This window comes from Bacteroidales bacterium (genome assembly GCA_031275285.1).
Taxonomy (GTDB): Bacteria; Bacteroidota; Bacteroidia; order Bacteroidales; family UBA4181; genus JAIRLS01.
In genome coordinates this window covers 1-19,120 of sequence record JAISOY010000001.1, presented here as the reverse complement: position 1 = coordinate 19,120, position 19,120 = coordinate 1, and the positions used below count along the sequence as shown (strand labels likewise).

Genomic DNA, 19,120 nt, shown 5'->3' with positions numbered 1-19,120 from the left:
TTAGTATAATTTATAGAGGCATATGTTTGTTTTTATCGTTATATGTAATTATTATCCTGTTATCTTCAAAAGTTCATTCTTTAAGCAAAGCCTCAACTCCTTTACTAATATTTTTATTTATTTATTTGTTAAGAATAATCTGGGATACTTTAATTGTAAAGGTTAATGTATATTACGGACTGTTAAATGTTTATTCCTATTACTTGGGTTCCATTTTAATCCCTGTAATTGGAATACTTATAGCTTTTAAATTTTCGGATGTAAAAAAAACAATAATGCGTTGTTTTTATTTGCTGATTATTGTTAATATTTTAATATTACTATGTTATTTCTATCAGAACAATTGGTCATTCTCTTCAGGCTTTTTTATCAGGAGAGCGGGTCTTTTATATAAAGATCTGGATATACTTAACCCAATTAGTTTTGGCATATATGGAGGATGTCTTTTTTTATCATGTTTTTGTGTATTGGTAAAATACAAACATCTATTCCCTCGACTGATAATCAATGCTGCTTGGTTTTTTTTGATAATAGGATTATTTAATCTGATAATCAGTACCTCCAGAGGACCTATATTATCAACAATTTTAACGACTATGGTAATCGCCTTTATTACTTATTCGGATTCAAAAAAGACATTCAATTTTTATAATAAAATTCTCACCATTTTATTTATTATATTTATTTCCGGGACTTTAGTTTTATCATATATATCTGTGAATAATATCGAAATAGGCATTTTTAATCGGTTCAAATTAATGAAAGAAAATTCACAGACAGGTAAAAAAGAGACCAGAGTTGATTTATATTCAGAAGCTTTTGAGATGTTTAAATCATCTCCTATTATAGGTAAAAGATTTGTAACTGAATCTAAGTATAGTGGAGGGGCTTATCCTCACAATATTTTTTTAGAAATAATGATGGCGTTAGGACTTTTGGGCCTATTCTTTTTTATTATAATTATGTATAATTTATATAAAAAAATATCTTCTTTAAGAAGGGAATCTGCATACTATTTATTTTTTTTCTGTTTATTAGTATTTTTTTTCTGGATGGCTCAAGTTACTGGTAGTCTATTCAATAATTTTGAACTATGGATATTGAGTGCCACTATGTTTTCGTTAAAAAATAATTGCGATTTTTCAGAACCTTTGTTTTCAAATAAAATTTCTCATACTATTCTATGAAAATTCTAATGTTATGTGATTTTTATAATCATACCTTACAATATCAGGAAAATTTCCTATCAAAGTATTATAAAAAACATGGTCATGATGTTACAATTATCGCTTCAACATTTGAATCTGTATTTGATTATATGTCTGATAAATATAACGGAAACGTTGTTAAAAATGAAAAGATTATCGATGGCGTGAAAATAATAAAACTTCCCTATTTGTTTAATGTTTTTAATAAACTTCGTAAGTTCGGAGGTGTTACTAAGATATTGAATATTGAAAAACCAGATATTATTTTTGCACATAGCATACATCTGAATTTGAGAGAAGCGATAAAATATAAAAAGAAAAATCCTAATACTAAGATTATTATGGATTATCATGCTGATTATAGTAATTCTGCAAACAATTGGATTTCTTTAAATATTTTGCATAAAATTATAAGAAAAATATTTCTTCATAGCGTTATTAAATATATCGACCAAATCTATCCGGTTGTACCAGCTAGCTTGACTTTTTTACATGATGTATATAAAGTTCCCTACGATCGAATGGAGGTATTACCATTAGGAGCCGATATTGACATGGTTAATGAAGTTAAAATGGCGCATAATGGTCATATAATCAGAGAAAAACTCAATATTCCATATGGCGATTTTGTGATTTTTACTGGTGGAAAATTAGATATAGTGAAAAGGACTCATTTTTTGATCGAAGCATTTATTATGCTGTCAGATCCTCGTCTCCATTTAATCGTAGTAGGAGAACCTCAAGGTAAGGATAGTACCTATAAGATTAAGTTAGAAAAAATGAGTCAAGGATTTAACCAAATCTATTTTACTGGATGGTTAAGTGGTAAAGAAGTGTATGACTATATGGATGCCTCTGACTTTGCTGTTTTTCCTGCAAGTCAATCTATTTTATGGCAACAAGTAATTGGAATGGGATTACCGTTGATTGTGGGACAGTTAAAAGATCAACCGGTAGCGTATCTAAACAAAAATAATAATATGATGATTTTAAAGGAAGATGAAATTAATGCAGAAAATATAGCTGAGAAAATAAGAGTATTAATTGATACTCCAAATTTATTAAATAAAATGAAAGCAGGGGCGTTAAAAACTTCTGAGGAATTTCTTAGTTATGATAAAATAGTACAACGAACATTAAAATTTGATAAAAATACAGTAATATGAGTATGAAATATCACATTATTCATCATATACCATCCAGGTTATTTGTCTTTTTTCGAGGCAGTGGCTGGTATGGAAACTATAAAACGTGGGACGAAGCAAGTAGGCTCACAACCGGTTACGATGCGGAAAATATTCTCATAAAAGCCGAAAGAACCCTGTTAGAATTAAAGAATGCATCAAATAAACAGGCAAAACAATATCCTTGGGAGTTGTTACTTTCTTTGATGTGGATAGCAGCTCAAAACAAAGGTAAACTGAATATTATTGACTTTGGTGGTGCTCTGGGTACTGCGTATTACCAAAATAAAATATTTTTTGACCAGTTAGAGAGAATCCGATGGAATGTAGTGGAACAACCTCATTTCGTCGAATATGGGAAAAAAAAATTTGAAACTGATATTTTGAAATTTCACATGTCGGTTGATGACTGTATTTCTCAAAATACAGAAGAAATTCAAGGTGTATTGTTCGGTTCCGTATTACAATATTTGGAAAGTCCTTATGATTTATTATCCGATGTTCTTGGAAAGAAATTTAAATACATCGTCATAACTCGTACTGGTTTCACGAAAAGTCAGTCTGACAGGATCACTATTCAAAAAGTTCCCAAAAATTATTATAATGCAAGCTATCCATGTTGGATTTTTAGTGAACATAAATTCATGAATTTTTTCAACCAATATGGATATGAGCCAGTTTATTACTTTAAAGATAAGTATCAATTAAATCTACCTTCAGAATATAAAGGATGTTTATTTAAACTGAAAGAAAATGAAAATGATATTGTCACAGGTTAAATTGTTTAATCTCCCCAAAATAATGGATGATAGGGGAAATCTAACTTTTGTTGAAGAGCATAATCATATACCGTTCGAAATAAAAAGAGTATATTTCATTTATGATGTTCCTGGCGGTGAATCAAGGGGTGGACATGCATACAAGGAATTGGAAGAAGTATTTATTGCTATTTCAGGAAGTTTTGATCTTAATATAGATGATGGGTATGAACAAACGAAGATAAGTCTCAATCGCTCATATCATGCTGTGCATGTTCCAAAAGGATTATGGCGTAAATTAGATAATTTTTCAACTAATTCGCTTTGTTTGGTATTGGCTTCAACTGTATATAATGAAGACGATTATATTAGAGATTATACGAAATTTTTGGAATTTGTAAATTATGGTTAAGAAAGTTAGTATATTTGAATGTTCTGTTATTGAACTACCCCGCATTGTAGAACGAGCTTGTGGAAATATAACTCCTATACATAGTTCTGTTGATATACCCTTTGCTATAAAACGAGTTTTTTATCTTTACGATATTCCCGGAGGTGAGGATAGAGGAGCTCATGCACATAAAGAATGTCATCAGTTGTTAGTCGCTGCAAGCGGAAGTTTCGAAGTTGAACTCAACGATGGTTCTAATAAAAGGACAATTTTGTTGAACCGTCCTTATTATGGATTACATATTCCTCCCGGTATTTGGGCTGCAGAAAGAGGTTTTTCATCCGGATCCATTTGCTTGGTACTTGCATCACATAAATACGATGAAGCCGATTATATCAGGGAATATGAAAAATATTTGAAATACATTAAACAATGATTAAAAATATAGATCTTCAGGCTGTTACAAACTTACATCTTGACGAGTATAAACAAGCTGTTTGCCGAGTCATTGAATCAGGTTGGTATCTGCAAGGACATGAAAATGCCGAATTTGAAAAAAAATATGCTCAATTCATTGGAACAGAGCATTGTGTAGGGGTTGCTAACGGATTAGATGCGTTGAAGTTAATCATGCGGGCTTATATAGAGCTTGGAATAATGCATTATGGTGATGAAATAATAGTTCCCGCTAATACATATATAGCCACAATTTTGGCTATTTCTGAAAATAATTTAGTTCCAATACTGGTTGAACCGGACATCAATACATATCAGATTGATCCTGAAAAAATTGAGGGTTTTATAACAAATAGGACTAAAGGAATAATGATCGTGCATTTATATGGACAATGTGCATATACAGAAAAAATAGCTTCTATATGCAAAAAATATAAATTAAAGCTTATGGAGGATAATGCACAGGCACACGGATGTAAATATAGAGGAAAAATGACCGGATCTCTTGGAGACGCTGCTGCGCATAGCTTTTACCCCACAAAAAATATGGGAGCCTTTGGGGATGCTGGTGCTATTACAACCAATGATAAAAAAGTTGCCGATTTGATACGAACGTTAGCGAACTATGGTTCTGAAAAAAAATATATATTTGACTATCAGGGATTAAATAGCCGATTGGATGAAATACAGGCTGCTGTTTTAAACATTAAACTTAAATACATAGACGAAGATAATAATCATCGAAAAAATGTAGCTCGTTATTATATTGATCACATTAAGCATCCGGAGATAATTATGCCTAAAGTAATGGATTGGGATACTCATGTGTTTCATATATTTACTGTCAGGACAAAAAAAAGAAATGAACTGCAAGGTTATTTGTATGAAAATGATGTACATACAGTCGTTCATTATCCTATTCCACCTCACAAACAACGATGCTATAAAGAATATAATTATAAATCTTTTCCGATAACCGAATTGATCCACAATCAGGAATTGAGTTTACCAATGAGTCCTGTTATTGCTTTAGATGAAGTGGAAAAAGTGGTTGAATTAATAAATGAATGGAGAGCATAAAAGCATGGAACATTCAACATATAATTTTTGTACACTTTTCGATTCATATTATTTACCTAAAGGTTTAGTTCTTTATGACTCTCTTTTTAGTGTGTGTAATAATTTTCACATGTATGTATATGCTTTTGATGATGAATGTTATCAGAAATTAATGAAATTGCGTCTACCTAAAATGAGTGTTATTTCGTTGAAAGAACTTGAAACAAAAGAACTATTGGATGTAAAACCTACTCGTAATCGTGCTGAATATTGTTGGACTTGTGGACCTTCTGCGATTTACCATACAATCCGGAATTTTAACTTGGAACATTGCACATATATTGATGCAGATCTCATGTTTTTTAATTCGCCTAAAATTGCATTTGATACTATTGAAAGCGTAAATGCATCTATAGCTATTACAGAGCACTTTACACCTAAAGAAGATCCGGCAGGAAAATACTGTGTTCAATTTGTTTATTTTAAAAATGACAAAGATGGAATGGCTGCTTTAAAATGGTGGAAAGATTCTTGTATTGAATGGTGTTATGCACGTTATGAAAATGGAAGGTATGGTGATCAAAAATATTTAGATATGTTTCCTTCAAAATTTAGAAATGTTTATATATTTGAAGATAGAGGGATTGGGGTAGCTCCATGGAACATGAATCAATACAGATTTCAGAACAATTATCAATTCATGTTTAATGAAAAGAGCTATTCCATTGTTTTTTTTCATTTTCATGGTACCAGTATAAGCCTTGAAAATAAAAAATTAATATTGAGAACGGTAACTTATGATCTTTCAGTTAGTATTAAAAATATTATTTTTGATGCTTTTATGAAAAGATACAAAAATGTATGTAAAACGTATTTATGTGTTGATATAGATGGTTATATAGTAAAAAGGAGAAAAATATATGAGCGTTTATATTCTAAAATAAAATCTATTTTTAAAAATATAAATTTTATTCGAAATATATTTTACTTTTTATCAAATAAGAGATATAATGGATATGAAAAGGACATAATATAAAAAATATAATGTTTACTGATAAAATTCTTTTGATTACCGGAGGAACAGGATCTTTTGGGAATGCAGTGCTTAAACGCTTCTTAAATACAGATATAAGAGAAATCCGTATATTTTCCCGTGATGAAAAAAAACAGGATGATATGCGTCATCAGCTTCAAAGTAATAAAGTGAAATTCTATATTGGAGATGTTCGAGATAAACGTTCCATTGATGGGGCTATGGATGGAGTGGATTATATCTTCCATGCAGCAGCACTTAAACAGGTCCCATCTTGTGAGTTTTTCCCTATGCAGGCTGTACGTACCAATGTATTAGGTACGGAAAATGTACTTGATTCAGCGATACAACATGGAGTGAAACGTGTCGTCGTGTTAAGTACAGATAAAGCATGTTATCCAATCAATGCCATGGGAATTTCGAAAGCAATGATGGAAAAAGTAGCTATTGCTAAGGCCCGATCTCTTGGCAATAATGCTGAAACTATAATTTCCTGTACCCGTTATGGGAATGTAATGGCCAGCAGAGGTTCGGTCATTCCTTTGTTTGTCAATCAGATAAAAGATGAAAAAGATTTAACCATAACAGATCCGAATATGACTCGTTTCATGATGACATTAGATGATGCGGTAGATCTTGTTTTGTATGCTTTTCAAAATGGAAACAATGGGGATCTTTTTGTCCAAAAAGCACCGGCTGCAACCATTGAGGTATTGGCACAAGCATTAATTACATTATATAAGACAGAAAGCAAGATAAAAGTTATTGGTACAAGACATGGAGAAAAGCTTTATGAAACGCTTGTTACCAGGGAAGAAATGGCTAAATCAGAGAGCCTGGAAAAATATTTCAGGATTCCATGTGACGCAAGGGACTTAAATTATGACCAATATTTTGTTGAGGGACAGGAGAAAGTATCTATTATAGACGATTATCATTCCCATAATACATATCAGTTAAGTATAGATGAGATGAAACAATTACTATTAAAGTTGTCTTTTATTGCTGATGATATAAAATTTAACTGATTCCTGGAAGGATTCAAATACCAGTTAAAAAATATGAAGAAAGTAGGTATTACCGGGCAGGCAGGATTTATTGGAACTTATCTTTTTAATTACCTGAAAATAAAAGAGGAAATTGAAGTTGTTCCATTTAAAGATACTTATTTTGATAATCCGGACCTGTTAAATGATTTTGTGGCTAAATGTGATGTAATAGTTCATTTAGCCGCAGTTAATCGGTGTGATGATCAGGAAAAACTTTACCAAACAAATATAAATCTTGTTCACCAGTTAATTAATGCATTAGATAGGATGCAAGTTACTCCTCATATTATATTTTCTTCATCTATACAGGAAGAAAGAGATAATTTGTATGGAAAATCAAAACATAAAGGCCGGGAACTTTTCAGTTTATGGGCCAGACAACATCAATCATTATTTACCGGACTCGTTATTCCAAATGTTTTTGGTCCTTTTGGTACTCCTTATTATAATTCAGTAGTTGCCACTTTTTGCTATCAATTAACTCATGGACAGGTACCTATAATAGATACAGATGGTGTGTTACAACTTATTTATGTTGGAGAGTTGGTTGAGTGTATATACCAGGTTATTTTCTCAAATAAGAGTCAGGAAGAATTACTTATACCCCCTTCTGTTAAAAAGAAAGTATCTCAAGTATTAGAACTCCTGAACATTTATAAAGAACAATATTATATTAACGGGATAATCCCTGATCTATTATCTTCGTTCAAATTGAATTTGTTTAACACATTTCGTTCATATATTGATATCAAAAAATATTTTCCAAGTCTGTTACAGGAAAACAAAGACGAACGAGGATCATTTGTAGAAGCTATAAAGCTATATGCGGGTGGACAGGTTTCATATTCAGTAACAAAACCTGGAATTACCCGGGGAAATCACTACCATACACGTAAAATAGAACGTTTCATTATAATTCAAGGAAGTGCAAGAATTCAGATTCGTAAAATTGGAACAAGTGAAATTTTAGAATTTCATGTTTCACATGAAGTTCCTACATATATAGATATGCCTATTTGGTATACCCATAACATTACTAACGTTGGTCAAGGCAATCTTTTAACATTATTTTGGATAAATGAACAGTTTGATCCGAATGATTCTGATACGTATTTTGAGCCAGTTTAGAATTAAGAATTTGCTCATATCAACTATCAACTGTACCTTTGTAGGAAATAAATGCGATGAAAAAATTGAAGGTAATAACAGTTGTAGGAACGCGTCCGGAAATAATCCGATTATCACGGGTTCTGATCAAATTAGATTTGTCCCCGGTTATTGAACATGTGCTGATACATACAGGACAAAATTATGACTATGAGTTGAATCAGATTTTTTTTGATGACTTAGGACTTCGTATGCCGGATTATTTTCTGGATGCTGCTGGAAGTAATGCTGTTGAAACTATTGGTCATATATTAATAAAGATAGATCCTATATTAGAAAAAGAAAAACCCGATGCATTTCTAGTATTAGGAGATACCAACAGTTGCTTATGCGCGATTCCTGCAAAAAAACGTCACATTCCTATTTTTCACATGGAAGCTGGAAATCGTTGCTTTGACCAACGAGTTCCGGAAGAAACAAACCGTAAAATTGTAGATCATATTAGTGATATTAATCTTACCTATAGCAGTATTGCACGAGCGTATCTTTTAAATGAGGGATTTCCTGCAGATAGGATTATAAAAACGGGTAGTCCAATGTTTGAAGTATTACATAATTATATGCCTAAAATTAAAACATCAACCATTTTAACTGATCTCAATTTAAATGAAAAGGAATATTTTGTAGTATCTGCTCATCGCGAAGAGAATATTGCAGATATACAAAATTTTAAAAATTTGATAGTTGCATTGAATTTAATTGTTGAAAAATATAAGTTCCCAATCATAGTTTCTACACATCCTCGAACCAGAAAAGTAATTGAAAATCAAAAGATACAATTTGACCCTTTGATACGGTTAATGAAACCATTGTCATTAAGTGATTACATATCATTACAAGTTAATGCAAAAGCAGTACTTTCAGATAGTGGCACCATTTCAGAAGAGGCTTCTATACTGGGGTTTTCTGCACTTAATATCCGCGAAGCACACGAACGTCCTGAAGCAATGGAAGAAGCTGCCGTAATGATGGTAGGCTTAAATCCTGAGAGGATAATACAAGGTTTGTTCCAACTGGAAAATGATAGTAATACTGAATTTCAAAAAGTATCGGACTATAATATACCTAATGTTTCAGATAAGATAGTACGAATAATATTATCATATACAGATTATGTCAAAAGAAAGGTTTGGTTTGAATAAACCAAGATTGTGGATTGTTTCTGAATTGTTTTATCCGGAACAATCATCAACAGCAGCTATTTTGACCGAGATCGCTGAATCAATGAGCCTAACCAGAGATGTTCATGTATTATGTGGACCTAAAGGCTATGAATCTGTAAATTACACTAAATCTGATGATCATTTACCTGGAATAACTATTCATAGAATTAATATCTTCAATTTTAATAAAAATATCTTTTGGAAACGAATTGTTAGAATGATAGGAATAAGTATGGCCCTTTGCTTATGTTTTCTATTTAAAGCTCGAAAAAGAGAAAATGTTTTAATAGTCACAAATCCTGCATTACTTTTGATTTTTTTTACATGGATTGCCCGTTTGAAAAAAAGTAACTTATCCATTTTAGTTCATGATATATTTCCGGAAAATTCGATTGCTGCAGGAATTATTTCAAAAAAAACTTCCATATTGTATCGATTTTTATTAAAAATATTTAATCGATCCTACAGAAGGGCCAATAGACTAATTGCAATAGGTTCGGATATGGCTGAAGTTTTAGAAAAAAAAATTAGGAAGAAAAATAAAAAAACTGTAGAAATCATTGTTATTCCCAATTGGAGTGATATAGATAAGATAAAGCCAATTCCAAAAGATGACACCCATCTGAAAAGATGGGGAGTAGAAAATAAATTTGTATTTCTTTTTGCTGGGAATATGGGGAGGGTTCAAGGACTTAATAAATTATCGGAAATTATTGATAAAGTGAAAAATCCATTGGTTTATTTTATTTTTTTGGGTGAAGGGGCTTATAAAGAAAGACTAAAAGAGTTAACGAAAGATAATCTTAATGTTATGATTGGTGAGTCATTTTCTCGAGATCAACAGGAAGTATTTTTAAATTCATGTCAGGTGGCTTTGATATCTTTATCCCCAAATATGTATGGACTTGGTGTCCCTTCAAAATTTTATAATATATTAGCAGCAGCAAAACCGATATTATATATTGGAGAATCTGGAAGTGAAATTGATAGATATATTCTGAAATATAATATTGGATGGTCATTTAGTGATTATGATGATGAGTTAGTGCAGTTTTTTAACAATGTTGATGAAAGGTACTTTGATATAGCTTTTCAATTAGGTGTGAATGCACGTATTTGTGCAGAAAACATTTTTTCGAAGAAGAAGATTATGAAACAATTTGATACAGTTTTATAAATGGAAAATATTTGTATTATTGGTGGATCTGGGTTTATTGGAACTAGACTTATAGGGTTACTAAAACAGGATAGTAATTATTCTCTTTTGAATATTGATAAAAAGGATAGTCTTTTTTACCCAGAGATTACGACTGTTGCGGATGTTCGAGAAAAGAATAGGCTTGAAGAGTTATTAAAAGGACAAGATATAGTAATATTACTTGCCGCAGAACATCGTGATGATGTGGCTCCAGTATCACTTTATTATGATGTTAACGTAGAAGGGACTCTTAATGTTCTCCATGCAATGGAAAAATGTGGTGTGAAAAAAATTATATTTACTAGTTCTGTCGCGGTATATGGATTGAATAAAAATAATCCAAATGAGGAACATTCAACTGACCCATTCAATCATTACGGTAAAACAAAGTTTCAGGCTGAAGAACATTTACGAGCATGGTATAGAAATGAGAGTGATCAAAAAATGTTAACAATTATAAGGCCTACTGTTGTTTTTGGTGAACGTAACAGGGGAAATGTTTATAATTTATTAAAACAAATTGCTTCAGGATTATTTTTGAAAATAGGTCATTGCAATAATAAAAAATCAATGGCTTATGTTGAAAATATTGTTAATTTTATGCAATATACAATTGAAAGCAAACAAACAGGGTATTGTCTTTATAATTATGCTGACAAACCTGATCTAACTACAAATGAATTAATAGATGTAGTTGGGAAATCTTTGGGGCGAAAAATTCCCTCAATAAAGTTACCTTATTGGTTAGGAATGTTTGGAGGGTATTGTTTTGATCTCTTGTCGAAGATAACTTCAAAAAAGCTTTCAATAAGCAGTGTTCGAGTAAAAAAATTCTGTGCAACAACTCAATTTGATGCATCTAAAGTTCGTGATTTGGGTTTTAGTGCTCCATATACTTTATCGGAAGGTCTAGAACGGACGATTAAATTTGAGTTTTTACACGAAAAAGTTGATGATATCACATTTATTTCAGAATAGGTACACACTAATATTATGTGTATTTAGCATATTTTTTTTATTTTCATGCAATTATGGTGAATACGAAATATCAATAATTGGAGATTTTCCTGAAAATAAAACAGTTTTAATATACATATACCCTAATCCTGATAATGATAGGTTCGAACCTAGAATGATCGAAATCCTACCAACAACTAACGACATCATAACAAAAGAAATTATTTTTTTTATACCTAAAGAAGAATGGGTAAATTTACTTTGGATACAACTATATTTTATACAGGAGGATAGCGAAATTTGCATGCGTGAAATTCAAATCAAGAATACGGTGCAGGTGTCTGGTAATGAGATGTATGATGCAATAACAGGTAGTGGGAATATTTATGAAACTGTTAGGCTCGTGGACAATCAATGTTGCTTAATTGCTAATGATGATGGATTATCTACAGTCGCTTTTAGTCCTCTCACATTTTATAATTCTAATCCCATTGGATTTCAATATCTCTTCCGTCTTTTTTTTGTCGGTAGCTTATTTTTATTTTTACTTTTTTTTTTATACAGCCATACCTTTTCTCAATTTCTTCCTATCATGGGAATAGGTATTTTTCTTATTACCCTTCCTTTAAAGATTAGTTATAACACTTGGGGCATGATAATCATGGCTCTAACCATAATAATCTATTATATAAAAAATAGACCCAGAAACCTTACATGGCACCCCATTTTTTATATCCTTTCTGGTTTGTTTTTTCTAAATATCATAGGCCTAATATATACAAGCGATTTTCAAAATGGAATTAAACGGCTGGACACCACAATTCCTTTCGTATTATTTCCCTTCTTATTCAGCATAGTTTCTTTCTCTACAAAAAATGTCATGTTATTATTACGCCTTTTTATCTGGATTATAATCGCTTTTTGTGGATTTGGGTTGCTATCATATATCACGATTATTCCTGAATTTGATTGGAATACGCTATATAGAGATAGCAAATTATATGCATCAATTCTATTGATATGGCCAGCACACGCTCACCCATCTTATTTTAGTACTATAATAATAATGGCTATACCCATTGCTTTTTATTTACGATTTCAGGATAAAAAAGAAATTACGATCGTTGAATTGTGTTTGGGTGTTCTGTTACCCGTTATATTTACTGTGCTAACCGGAGCACGAATAGGATTGGTGATTATTCCGTTCCTGTTATTTTTCGCTTATTTCTTCTATTGTAGGCTAAAACCCATTCTTAAATGGGGATTGGTTGGTTTAGGTGTGATTATTCTTTGTCTGTTCATCTACAAATTTCCAAAAGTAGACGACCGCTTTCAGGATCCTATTCGCAAGGATTTAAGGACTATAGCCGTAGAAGCTATTAAGGAAAAACCCATATTGGGCTGGGGAACTCGTTATGTTAGCCCGTTAATCCGGTCTGAAGACACAAAAGAACTATTAGGGATTGAAACACCATATTCTTTTAATCAGTTTCATAACCAATATCTGGAGAATATGGTACAATTCGGGATTCCCGGAATTCTTATTCTTCTTTTGTTGTTCGGATGGATGTTATATCTGTCCATTCGATACAAAGACTATTTGTTATTATCACTCCTGACTATTTATGTTTTATTTTTTTGGACGGAATCAGCGTTATTTACCTTCAAGGGGATTGTCCCGTTTACTTTTTGGTTATGCTTTTTGGTGGCGACACAAAAACAACGATTGGGAGACCGTAACGAAAAGTTAAATGAACAGGTCAATCAATAACTGCCTGTCTAAAAAATTACTTCTACATCAACATAAGCATTCCCTACCGTCCAATTACTTCCATTATTGATGAGACGTACGGCTTCCTGATCAGAAGTATGGCATAAACTTTCAATAACCTGTAAGTTGTATGGCCGGCCGGATTCGTTTACATAAAAACGGACCACTACTTTTCCTTTAATGTTAGCGCACACTTCATCAGTGGGACGTATCAATTCTTTTTCAAGGTATTTTTTCCAGGCTCGTTTTCCAATTACTGGTTCCGGAATGACTGCTTGTTCCTCTTTTTCCTTTTTTGAAGAGACCTTTTCCGTAGAGCCTATCACCGATTTTTTCCTCTGAGTACCGAATGCCACCACTACTACTTCATCCAATTGAGTTTCGGATTCATGCAGAGCTATTAGCATGGAAGTGTCGGCTTTCATTTGCCGGAGTTCATATCCGATAAAACTTGCCAGAATTGTGGTACTATCTGGTACGGTTAATGCAAATTCACCATCAATATTTGTAACAGTACCTGTTTTTTGATCTGCAGAAACAATGCTTACTCCGGGTAGTGCTTCTCCCAATTCATCCACCACTTTTCCCCGTACCTTTAATAGACCTTTATCTGTTAAGATGGATCTCTTTTCTGTATTGGCCATTATTTTACCAGTAACAGATTCGGAGGCATTTTTAACCGTATCGCGTATTCGGGCTGATGCCGGAAGATTAGCCTGTTTAGTCGTTATCAGTATCACTTCGTTGGCACCTCTTACACCATACAAGGCTGTTGCTGAGGTATCCTTCAGCAGCGCGAAACTTTCAACATCGGCAGGATCTACCTGACTCAAGTCACTTTTCAATCCGTCAACCAGTACCAAAGCGCCGGAATCGGCCTTGAACGTCTTGAGACCACGTATAAAGAAGTCAGCATTATCGGAGTCAGATTCATTGCTACGCTGGTAAACGATTTTTCCGGCTACCCGTCCTGCCTGTTCAATGGTAAGGTCGCGGGAAGGCGCTTTCATGTCTTCGGGATTAATTGATGTTACCGCATCGATGACGTTTTCCTTTTTTTGTTTTCCGGATGCCACAACCACAACTTCATCTGATAATTCAGATTTCTCCTTATCAAAAGAATCTGATACTTCAGCAACAACTATTTCTTCTTCCAATGCTAACTGATCATCAGTCACCGACATATCTTCCACTATATTGAGCACCGGAGATGAGGCGGAGGGAGGAACGGACTTTTTTAGTTGTACATCAGGATGTGATTCCGATTCTAATTGGAGAATGCTTTTGGCCGGCGCAGGAGATTCGCTCTGTGGTATTGAATCCAATATCGAAAGCGTAGGAATATCGGAAGAATCGGAACGTAACAAATACCAGCCGATACCCGAAATAAGTAAAATACTTGCCGCCATACTGGTCCATAATAAAATGCTCCTGCTTTTTGATGGTCCGGAGTGCATGACCTGTTGCTGCATGCGTTCTATGGCAGTACTATGTTCTCCGGGAACAACATCATATCCTTCCAGTGCTTCGGCAAGAAAAGGATCCTGCATGGCTTCCCGCTCGATACGATGGGCTGCCTTTCCTTTTCGCTTTCCCTGTATGTAATGAAACAAATTCATCCGGCCATTTTTTTTTCAATACAAATCTTCAAATTCCGTTTTCCATTCTGGATATAACTCTTGACACTTTTCAACTGATATCCGGTAACATCCACGATATCGGCATATGACATCTCCTCCAAAAAGAATTGGGTAACAGAGATACGCTGCGGTTCGGGTAATTGTTTCAAACATCCCTGAAGTGCCTGAAAACGTTCTTCATCTATATTTTCATTAAATAGATGCAAAAATGATTCCGATTCCATAACCGGAACATCAAAATCAATGGAGATTTCCTGTTTTTCTCTCCTCAATATTTGTAAACAATGGTTTTTTGCTACACGATACAACCAAGTCTTAAATTGTTTGATTTCATACCTGGCAATTTTGTGAGAAAGTTCTTCATACAATTGCATGACTGCATCCTCGGCTTTTTCAGCATGCCGCAGATATTTCAACGACAGTCCGTATACCAGCGGAATGTACCGGTGATATAGCTGTCCGAAATATTCCGTACGGCCGGTCGTGACAAAAAGCCTCAACAGTTCTTCATCAGATATGTTGGATACTTTGTGTTTGAAGAACATCATTCTTTATGCCTAAAATTTCAAATCGGCCACTACCGGTTGATGGTCGGACGGATAACGTTGGTCTTTAGCATCCGTCAGGACGGCATATTTAAGTACTGTAAACTGTTTACTGACAAAAATATAATCAATACGGCTCTTCATAGGTGCATCGAATTTAAAACTATTGAATGTTCCTACCGGACCATAAGGAGGCATTACAGTTACGTCATAGGCATCGTTCAATAATGTCTGCATGGCTTTTATCTGCTCGGTTTCGGGTGTTGAATTGAAGTCGCCCGTACAAATCACCGGAGATTTTCCTGCAATTTCCTGTATTTTTTTCACCATCAGTTTTCCGGATTCTTTGCGAGCTTCCACTCCCTGATGATCAAAATGAACATTGAAAAAATAAAATTCTTTGCGTGTATGATTGTCTTTCAGTTTCACCCAGGAACAGATCCGGTTACAGCAGGTAGCATCCCAGCCTACTCCCGGTTTGTCGGGCGTCTCATTCAGCCAGAAATTACCGGAATCCAACAACTTGAACCGGTCTTTTTTATAAAAGATGGCCGAATGTTCCCCGGCTTCTTTCCCGTCATCACGGCCGCCTCCCGAATAAGAATAAATCCCGGTTTCGAGGATATCTTTCAATTGATGGATAAAACCTTCCTGGGTACCGAAAATATCAAAGTCATGATACAAGATTAATGCATTTACATGATCTTTCCTGTTGGGCCATGCATTAATGCCATCTCTGGAGGTATCCATACGCAGGTTATAACTGGCCACCCGTATTTCCTGTTTCTTCTGTGCGGATAACCCGGTACACACCAGGCATACGCAGATCGATAATAAAATTCTTGCCATGTTGGGATCATTTAAATAATTCCGATAAATTAATGTTACATTTAATAACCGTAATCAATTTGATCAATGCAATTTATGAAAACAATAAATTGCATTGAATGATTGAAAGTGATACAGGCAAAAATAAAGTATTATCCCCAACAATCAAAAGGCGATCATCAAAATTGATTACCTTTGTCATTCAAATATCGTAAATCAAACTTTTTAATTTATAGAACATGGAATATCGCATAGAAAAAGACACGATGGGCGAAGTAAAAGTACCTATCGATGCTTATTATGGTGCACAGACACAACGAAGTGTGGAGAATTTTAAAATCGCCCGCGACATTAACCGGATGCCTAAAGAGATCATTAAGGCTTTCGGTTATTTAAAAAAAGCCGCTGCGTTAACCAATTTCGAGGCCGGAGTATTGCCGAAAGAAAAATGTGATTTAATTGGTAAAGTTTGTGACGAAATCCAGGAAGGTAAACTGGATGATTACTTTCCATTAGTTGTATGGCAAACCGGAAGCGGAACACAGAGCAATATGAATGTAAATGAAGTGGTAGCATACCGTGGTCATGTTCTTCACGGAGGAAAGCTTACCGACAAAGAAAAGTTTCTGCAACCCAATGATGATGTAAACAAATCCCAGTCATCCAATGATACTTTTCCGACAGCTATGCATATTGCTGCCTATAAAATGTTACTGGAAACCACGATCCCGGGCATCGAAAAACTCAGGAACACACTCGCTGAAAAAAGCAAGCAGTTCATGAAGGTGGTGAAGATTGGCCGTACGCATTTTATGGATGCCACTCCTTTGACTGTCGGACAGGAGATCAGCGGTTATGTAGCCCAGCTGGATCATGGATTAAAAGCCATTAAAAATACGCTTCCTCATCTTTCGGAACTGGCTTTGGGAGGAACAGCTGTAGGTACGGGAATCAATACCCCTGAAAACTATGCCGAAAATGTGGCCCAAAAGATAGCCGAACTGACCGGACTTCCATTTGTTACGGCACCTAATAAATTCGAATCATTGGCAGCTCATGATGCGATTGTTGAAGCACATGGTGCTTTAAAAACCGTAGCTGTCAGCCTGATGAAGATTGCGAATGATATCCGTATGTTGAGTTCAGGTCCCCGTTCAGGTATCGGAGAATTACATATTCCGGATAATGAACCGGGATCATCCATTATGCCGGGAAAGGTAAATCCTACCCAATGTGAAGCGCTGACCATGATCGCTGCACAAGTCATGGGTAATGACGTGGCTATCAATATCGGCGGTGCTACCGGGCATTTTGAGCTGAATGTATTCAAACCCATGATGATCTATAATTTCCTGCACAGTGCCCGCCTGATCGGAGAAGGATGTGTCAGCTTCAACGATAAATGCGCTGTAGGAATTGAACCCATCGAAGCCAATATCAAAAAACATCTGGATAACTCATTAATGCTGGTAACTGCCTTGAATCCGAAAATAGGCTATTACAAAGCAGCTGAAATTGCCCAGAAAGCACATAAAGAAGGAAAAACATTAAAAGAAAAAGCAGTGGAGCTGGGTTACCTCACTGCAGAAGAATTCGATCAATGGGTAGATCCATCTAAAATGGTCGGAAAAATAAATTAATAGCTTTATCATCCACAAAAACCGTCCTTTTCTATTATAAGAAGGACGGTTTTTTATTGAATAATATTCGTTATATTAATAACATCAGTTAAGATGCTACTATAAAGCTGTATTTATTTAAAAAGAATAATCAATAGGTTTAAGGAATTTTGTTCGTAAAATTCGATTTTTAGCTATTGTTCCGGTGCAATGATGAAAGAAACTAGACGATAATTTTCAGTTGCAGTATGGAGCTTTTCAGATATTCTTCAAAACGATCGTCGAATTTAAATTGTCCGATTTGGATCAATGGTTTTGTTTTCCCGTGAAAATCGCTTCCACAGGTCATCAGGCCATTTCGTTTTTGCACGACCGAAGCAAAATAATTAATTTGTTCCATATCGTGATAATTGTTAAAAACTTCCAGTCCTTCGGCGCCTTTCTCGAGTAGTTCTTCAACAGTGTTTTCCCGTCCTTTAAGGTTCAATCCCGGATGTGCTACAACAGGTGTTCCGCCGTTGTCCCTGATCATTTGGATGGTGTCGGCATAAGACATGTATTCAATGGGAACGAATGCCAGTTTTCCCTGTGCAAAATAATCCAGATAAAAATTGATATAGGGCATATCGCCTCTTTCACCGTCCTTTCTGTATGGCGCCAGCAATGGGGAATCATATTTTTCATCAGAGAGCATTACTTCGGCAATCAACTCACCCGTCGGCAACTTCCCTTTGGCACGGGCAAGCACTGATGCGGTATCGATGACGAATCCCAGTTGATTCAGGTTTACCATCATCTGGCCGAACGAATCCATTATTCTGGATGAAATATCTTCTTCCAGTTTAAGGAAATCGGCAGAATTCCAGTCAATATTATAACCCAACACATGAAGATCAATTCCTTCATAGTTGCAGTCGATTTCAATTCCCGGGATAAAGTCGGGCTGATTTTCACGGATAAGAGAGATGGCCGGATTAATCCCTTTTACAGAATTATGATCGGTAATAGAAAAGATATCGATACCTTGCCCGATACATCTTTCGACGATCCGGGCAACTTCGAATTCACCGTCACTACTGAATTGGGAGTGGATA

General features: G+C 34.5%; 18 protein-coding genes. 14 read left to right on the top strand and 4 right to left on the bottom strand.

Annotation, left to right across the window (positions count from 1 at the left end; translation table 11 throughout):
• Nucleotides 1-275 precede the first annotated feature (275 nt).
• The 13 genes from LBQ60_00090 (at nt 276) to LBQ60_00030 (ending at nt 13,394) form a co-directional block, all read left to right on the top strand.
• Nucleotides 276-1,187 carry an O-antigen ligase family protein gene (locus LBQ60_00090; GenBank protein MDR2036299.1) on the top strand — a complete coding sequence of 304 codons (912 nt, stop codon included), beginning with the start codon at nt 276-278 and terminating at the stop codon, nt 1,185-1,187.
• Nucleotides 1,184-2,374, top strand: coding sequence for a glycosyltransferase family 4 protein (locus tag LBQ60_00085; GenBank protein ID MDR2036298.1), 1,191 nt, complete (start codon nt 1,184-1,186; stop codon nt 2,372-2,374). The genes LBQ60_00090 and LBQ60_00085 overlap by 4 nt, the downstream gene beginning before the upstream one ends.
• Nucleotides 2,371-3,171, top strand: coding sequence for a methyltransferase, TIGR04325 family (locus tag LBQ60_00080; GenBank protein MDR2036297.1), 801 nt, complete (start codon nt 2,371-2,373; stop codon nt 3,169-3,171). Before LBQ60_00085 ends, LBQ60_00080 begins: the two co-directional genes overlap by 4 nt.
• Nucleotides 3,152-3,562: an FdtA/QdtA family cupin domain-containing protein gene (locus tag LBQ60_00075; GenBank protein MDR2036296.1), complete on the top strand. Its 411-nt coding sequence runs from the start codon at nt 3,152-3,154 to the stop codon at nt 3,560-3,562. Before LBQ60_00080 ends, LBQ60_00075 begins: the two co-directional genes overlap by 20 nt.
• Entirely contained in the window at nt 3,555-3,977 is a 423-nt protein-coding gene (locus LBQ60_00070; protein ID MDR2036295.1) for an FdtA/QdtA family cupin domain-containing protein, read from the top strand. Before LBQ60_00075 ends, LBQ60_00070 begins: the two co-directional genes overlap by 8 nt.
• Nucleotides 3,974-5,077 (top strand): DegT/DnrJ/EryC1/StrS family aminotransferase, encoded by a 1,104-nt coding sequence (locus LBQ60_00065; protein MDR2036294.1) that lies wholly within the window; start codon nt 3,974-3,976, stop codon nt 5,075-5,077. The genes LBQ60_00070 and LBQ60_00065 overlap by 4 nt, the downstream gene beginning before the upstream one ends.
• Before the next feature lie 109 nt (nt 5,078-5,186).
• Nucleotides 5,187-6,092, top strand: a complete 906-nt coding sequence (locus LBQ60_00060) for a glycosyl transferase (GenBank protein ID MDR2036293.1) — start codon at nt 5,187-5,189, stop codon at nt 6,090-6,092.
• A gap of 8 nt (nt 6,093-6,100) precedes the next feature.
• On the top strand, nt 6,101-7,117 hold the full coding sequence (locus LBQ60_00055) for a polysaccharide biosynthesis protein (GenBank protein MDR2036292.1): 1,017 nt from the start codon (nt 6,101-6,103) through the stop codon (nt 7,115-7,117).
• 33 nt (nt 7,118-7,150) lie between these two features.
• The gene (locus LBQ60_00050) at nt 7,151-8,266 is read left to right on the top strand and encodes an NAD-dependent epimerase/dehydratase family protein (protein MDR2036291.1); all 1,116 of its coding nucleotides are present in this window, start codon (nt 7,151-7,153) and stop codon (nt 8,264-8,266) included.
• A gap of 56 nt (nt 8,267-8,322) precedes the next feature.
• Nucleotides 8,323-9,447 carry a UDP-N-acetylglucosamine 2-epimerase (non-hydrolyzing) gene (gene wecB, locus LBQ60_00045; GenBank protein MDR2036290.1) on the top strand — a complete coding sequence of 375 codons (1,125 nt, stop codon included), beginning with the start codon at nt 8,323-8,325 and terminating at the stop codon, nt 9,445-9,447.
• A complete protein-coding gene (locus LBQ60_00040; GenBank protein ID MDR2036289.1) occupies nt 9,419-10,645 on the top strand; it encodes a glycosyltransferase family 4 protein in 1,227 nt (408 codons plus the stop codon). Before wecB ends, LBQ60_00040 begins: the two co-directional genes overlap by 29 nt.
• On the top strand, nt 10,646-11,644 hold the full coding sequence (locus LBQ60_00035; protein ID MDR2036288.1) for an NAD-dependent epimerase/dehydratase family protein: 999 nt from the start codon (nt 10,646-10,648) through the stop codon (nt 11,642-11,644).
• Nucleotides 11,645-12,689: 1,045 nt separating this feature from the next.
• Entirely contained in the window at nt 12,690-13,394 is a 705-nt protein-coding gene (locus LBQ60_00030; GenBank protein ID MDR2036287.1) for an O-antigen ligase family protein, read from the top strand.
• An 8-nt stretch (nt 13,395-13,402) separates the two neighbouring features.
• On the opposite strand, the gene LBQ60_00025 is transcribed toward LBQ60_00030, so the two are convergent.
• The 3 genes from LBQ60_00025 to LBQ60_00015 are packed head-to-tail and all read right to left on the bottom strand — an operon-like array spanning nt 13,403 to nt 16,428.
• Nucleotides 13,403-15,013: a carboxypeptidase-like regulatory domain-containing protein gene (locus LBQ60_00025; GenBank protein MDR2036286.1), complete on the bottom strand. Its 1,611-nt coding sequence runs from the start codon at nt 15,011-15,013 to the stop codon at nt 13,403-13,405.
• Nucleotides 15,010-15,582, bottom strand: coding sequence for a sigma-70 family RNA polymerase sigma factor (locus LBQ60_00020; GenBank protein MDR2036285.1), 573 nt, complete (start codon nt 15,580-15,582; stop codon nt 15,010-15,012). Before LBQ60_00020 ends, LBQ60_00025 begins: the two co-directional genes overlap by 4 nt.
• Nucleotides 15,583-15,591: 9 nt before the next feature.
• The gene (locus tag LBQ60_00015) at nt 15,592-16,428 is read right to left on the bottom strand and encodes an endonuclease/exonuclease/phosphatase family protein (protein ID MDR2036284.1); all 837 of its coding nucleotides are present in this window, start codon (nt 16,426-16,428) and stop codon (nt 15,592-15,594) included.
• Between the two features lie 218 nt (nt 16,429-16,646).
• Between LBQ60_00015 and fumC the strand changes: the two genes are divergently transcribed.
• Nucleotides 16,647-18,047: a class II fumarate hydratase gene (gene fumC, locus LBQ60_00010; protein ID MDR2036283.1), complete on the top strand. Its 1,401-nt coding sequence runs from the start codon at nt 16,647-16,649 to the stop codon at nt 18,045-18,047.
• Between the two features lie 202 nt (nt 18,048-18,249).
• Here the strand turns inward: fumC and LBQ60_00005 are convergent, their stop codons facing one another.
• A complete protein-coding gene (locus LBQ60_00005) occupies nt 18,250-19,119 on the bottom strand; it encodes a PHP domain-containing protein (protein MDR2036282.1) in 870 nt (289 codons plus the stop codon).
• Between the last annotated feature and the right edge of the window lies 1 nt (nt 19,120).

What these genes read in the sequence shown, in the direction of transcription:
- LBQ60_00035 (MDR2036288.1), top strand. Translation starts at nt 10,646, where the DNA reads ATGGAAAATATTTGTATTATTGGTGGATCTGGGTTTATTGGAACTAGA.
- LBQ60_00015 (MDR2036284.1), bottom strand. Translation starts at nt 16,428, where the DNA reads ATGGCAAGAATTTTATTATCGATCTGCGTATGCCTGGTGTGTACCGGG.
- LBQ60_00065 (MDR2036294.1), top strand. Translation starts at nt 3,974, where the DNA reads ATGATTAAAAATATAGATCTTCAGGCTGTTACAAACTTACATCTTGAC.
- LBQ60_00040 (MDR2036289.1), top strand. Translation starts at nt 9,419, where the DNA reads ATGTCAAAAGAAAGGTTTGGTTTGAATAAACCAAGATTGTGGATTGTT.
- fumC (MDR2036283.1), top strand. Translation starts at nt 16,647, where the DNA reads ATGGAATATCGCATAGAAAAAGACACGATGGGCGAAGTAAAAGTACCT.
- LBQ60_00080 (MDR2036297.1), top strand. Translation starts at nt 2,371, where the DNA reads ATGAGTATGAAATATCACATTATTCATCATATACCATCCAGGTTATTT.
- LBQ60_00075 (MDR2036296.1), top strand. Translation starts at nt 3,152, where the DNA reads ATGATATTGTCACAGGTTAAATTGTTTAATCTCCCCAAAATAATGGAT.
- LBQ60_00050 (MDR2036291.1), top strand. Translation starts at nt 7,151, where the DNA reads ATGAAGAAAGTAGGTATTACCGGGCAGGCAGGATTTATTGGAACTTAT.
- LBQ60_00070 (MDR2036295.1), top strand. Translation starts at nt 3,555, where the DNA reads ATGGTTAAGAAAGTTAGTATATTTGAATGTTCTGTTATTGAACTACCC.
- LBQ60_00085 (MDR2036298.1), top strand. Translation starts at nt 1,184, where the DNA reads ATGAAAATTCTAATGTTATGTGATTTTTATAATCATACCTTACAATAT.
- LBQ60_00030 (MDR2036287.1), top strand. Translation starts at nt 12,690, where the DNA reads ATGGCTATACCCATTGCTTTTTATTTACGATTTCAGGATAAAAAAGAA.
- wecB (MDR2036290.1), top strand. Translation starts at nt 8,323, where the DNA reads ATGAAAAAATTGAAGGTAATAACAGTTGTAGGAACGCGTCCGGAAATA.
- LBQ60_00090 (MDR2036299.1), top strand. Translation starts at nt 276, where the DNA reads ATGCGTTGTTTTTATTTGCTGATTATTGTTAATATTTTAATATTACTA.
- LBQ60_00055 (MDR2036292.1), top strand. Translation starts at nt 6,101, where the DNA reads ATGTTTACTGATAAAATTCTTTTGATTACCGGAGGAACAGGATCTTTT.
- LBQ60_00060 (MDR2036293.1), top strand. Translation starts at nt 5,187, where the DNA reads ATGTATGTATATGCTTTTGATGATGAATGTTATCAGAAATTAATGAAA.
- LBQ60_00020 (MDR2036285.1), bottom strand. Translation starts at nt 15,582, where the DNA reads ATGATGTTCTTCAAACACAAAGTATCCAACATATCTGATGAAGAACTG.
- LBQ60_00025 (MDR2036286.1), bottom strand. Translation starts at nt 15,013, where the DNA reads ATGAATTTGTTTCATTACATACAGGGAAAGCGAAAAGGAAAGGCAGCC.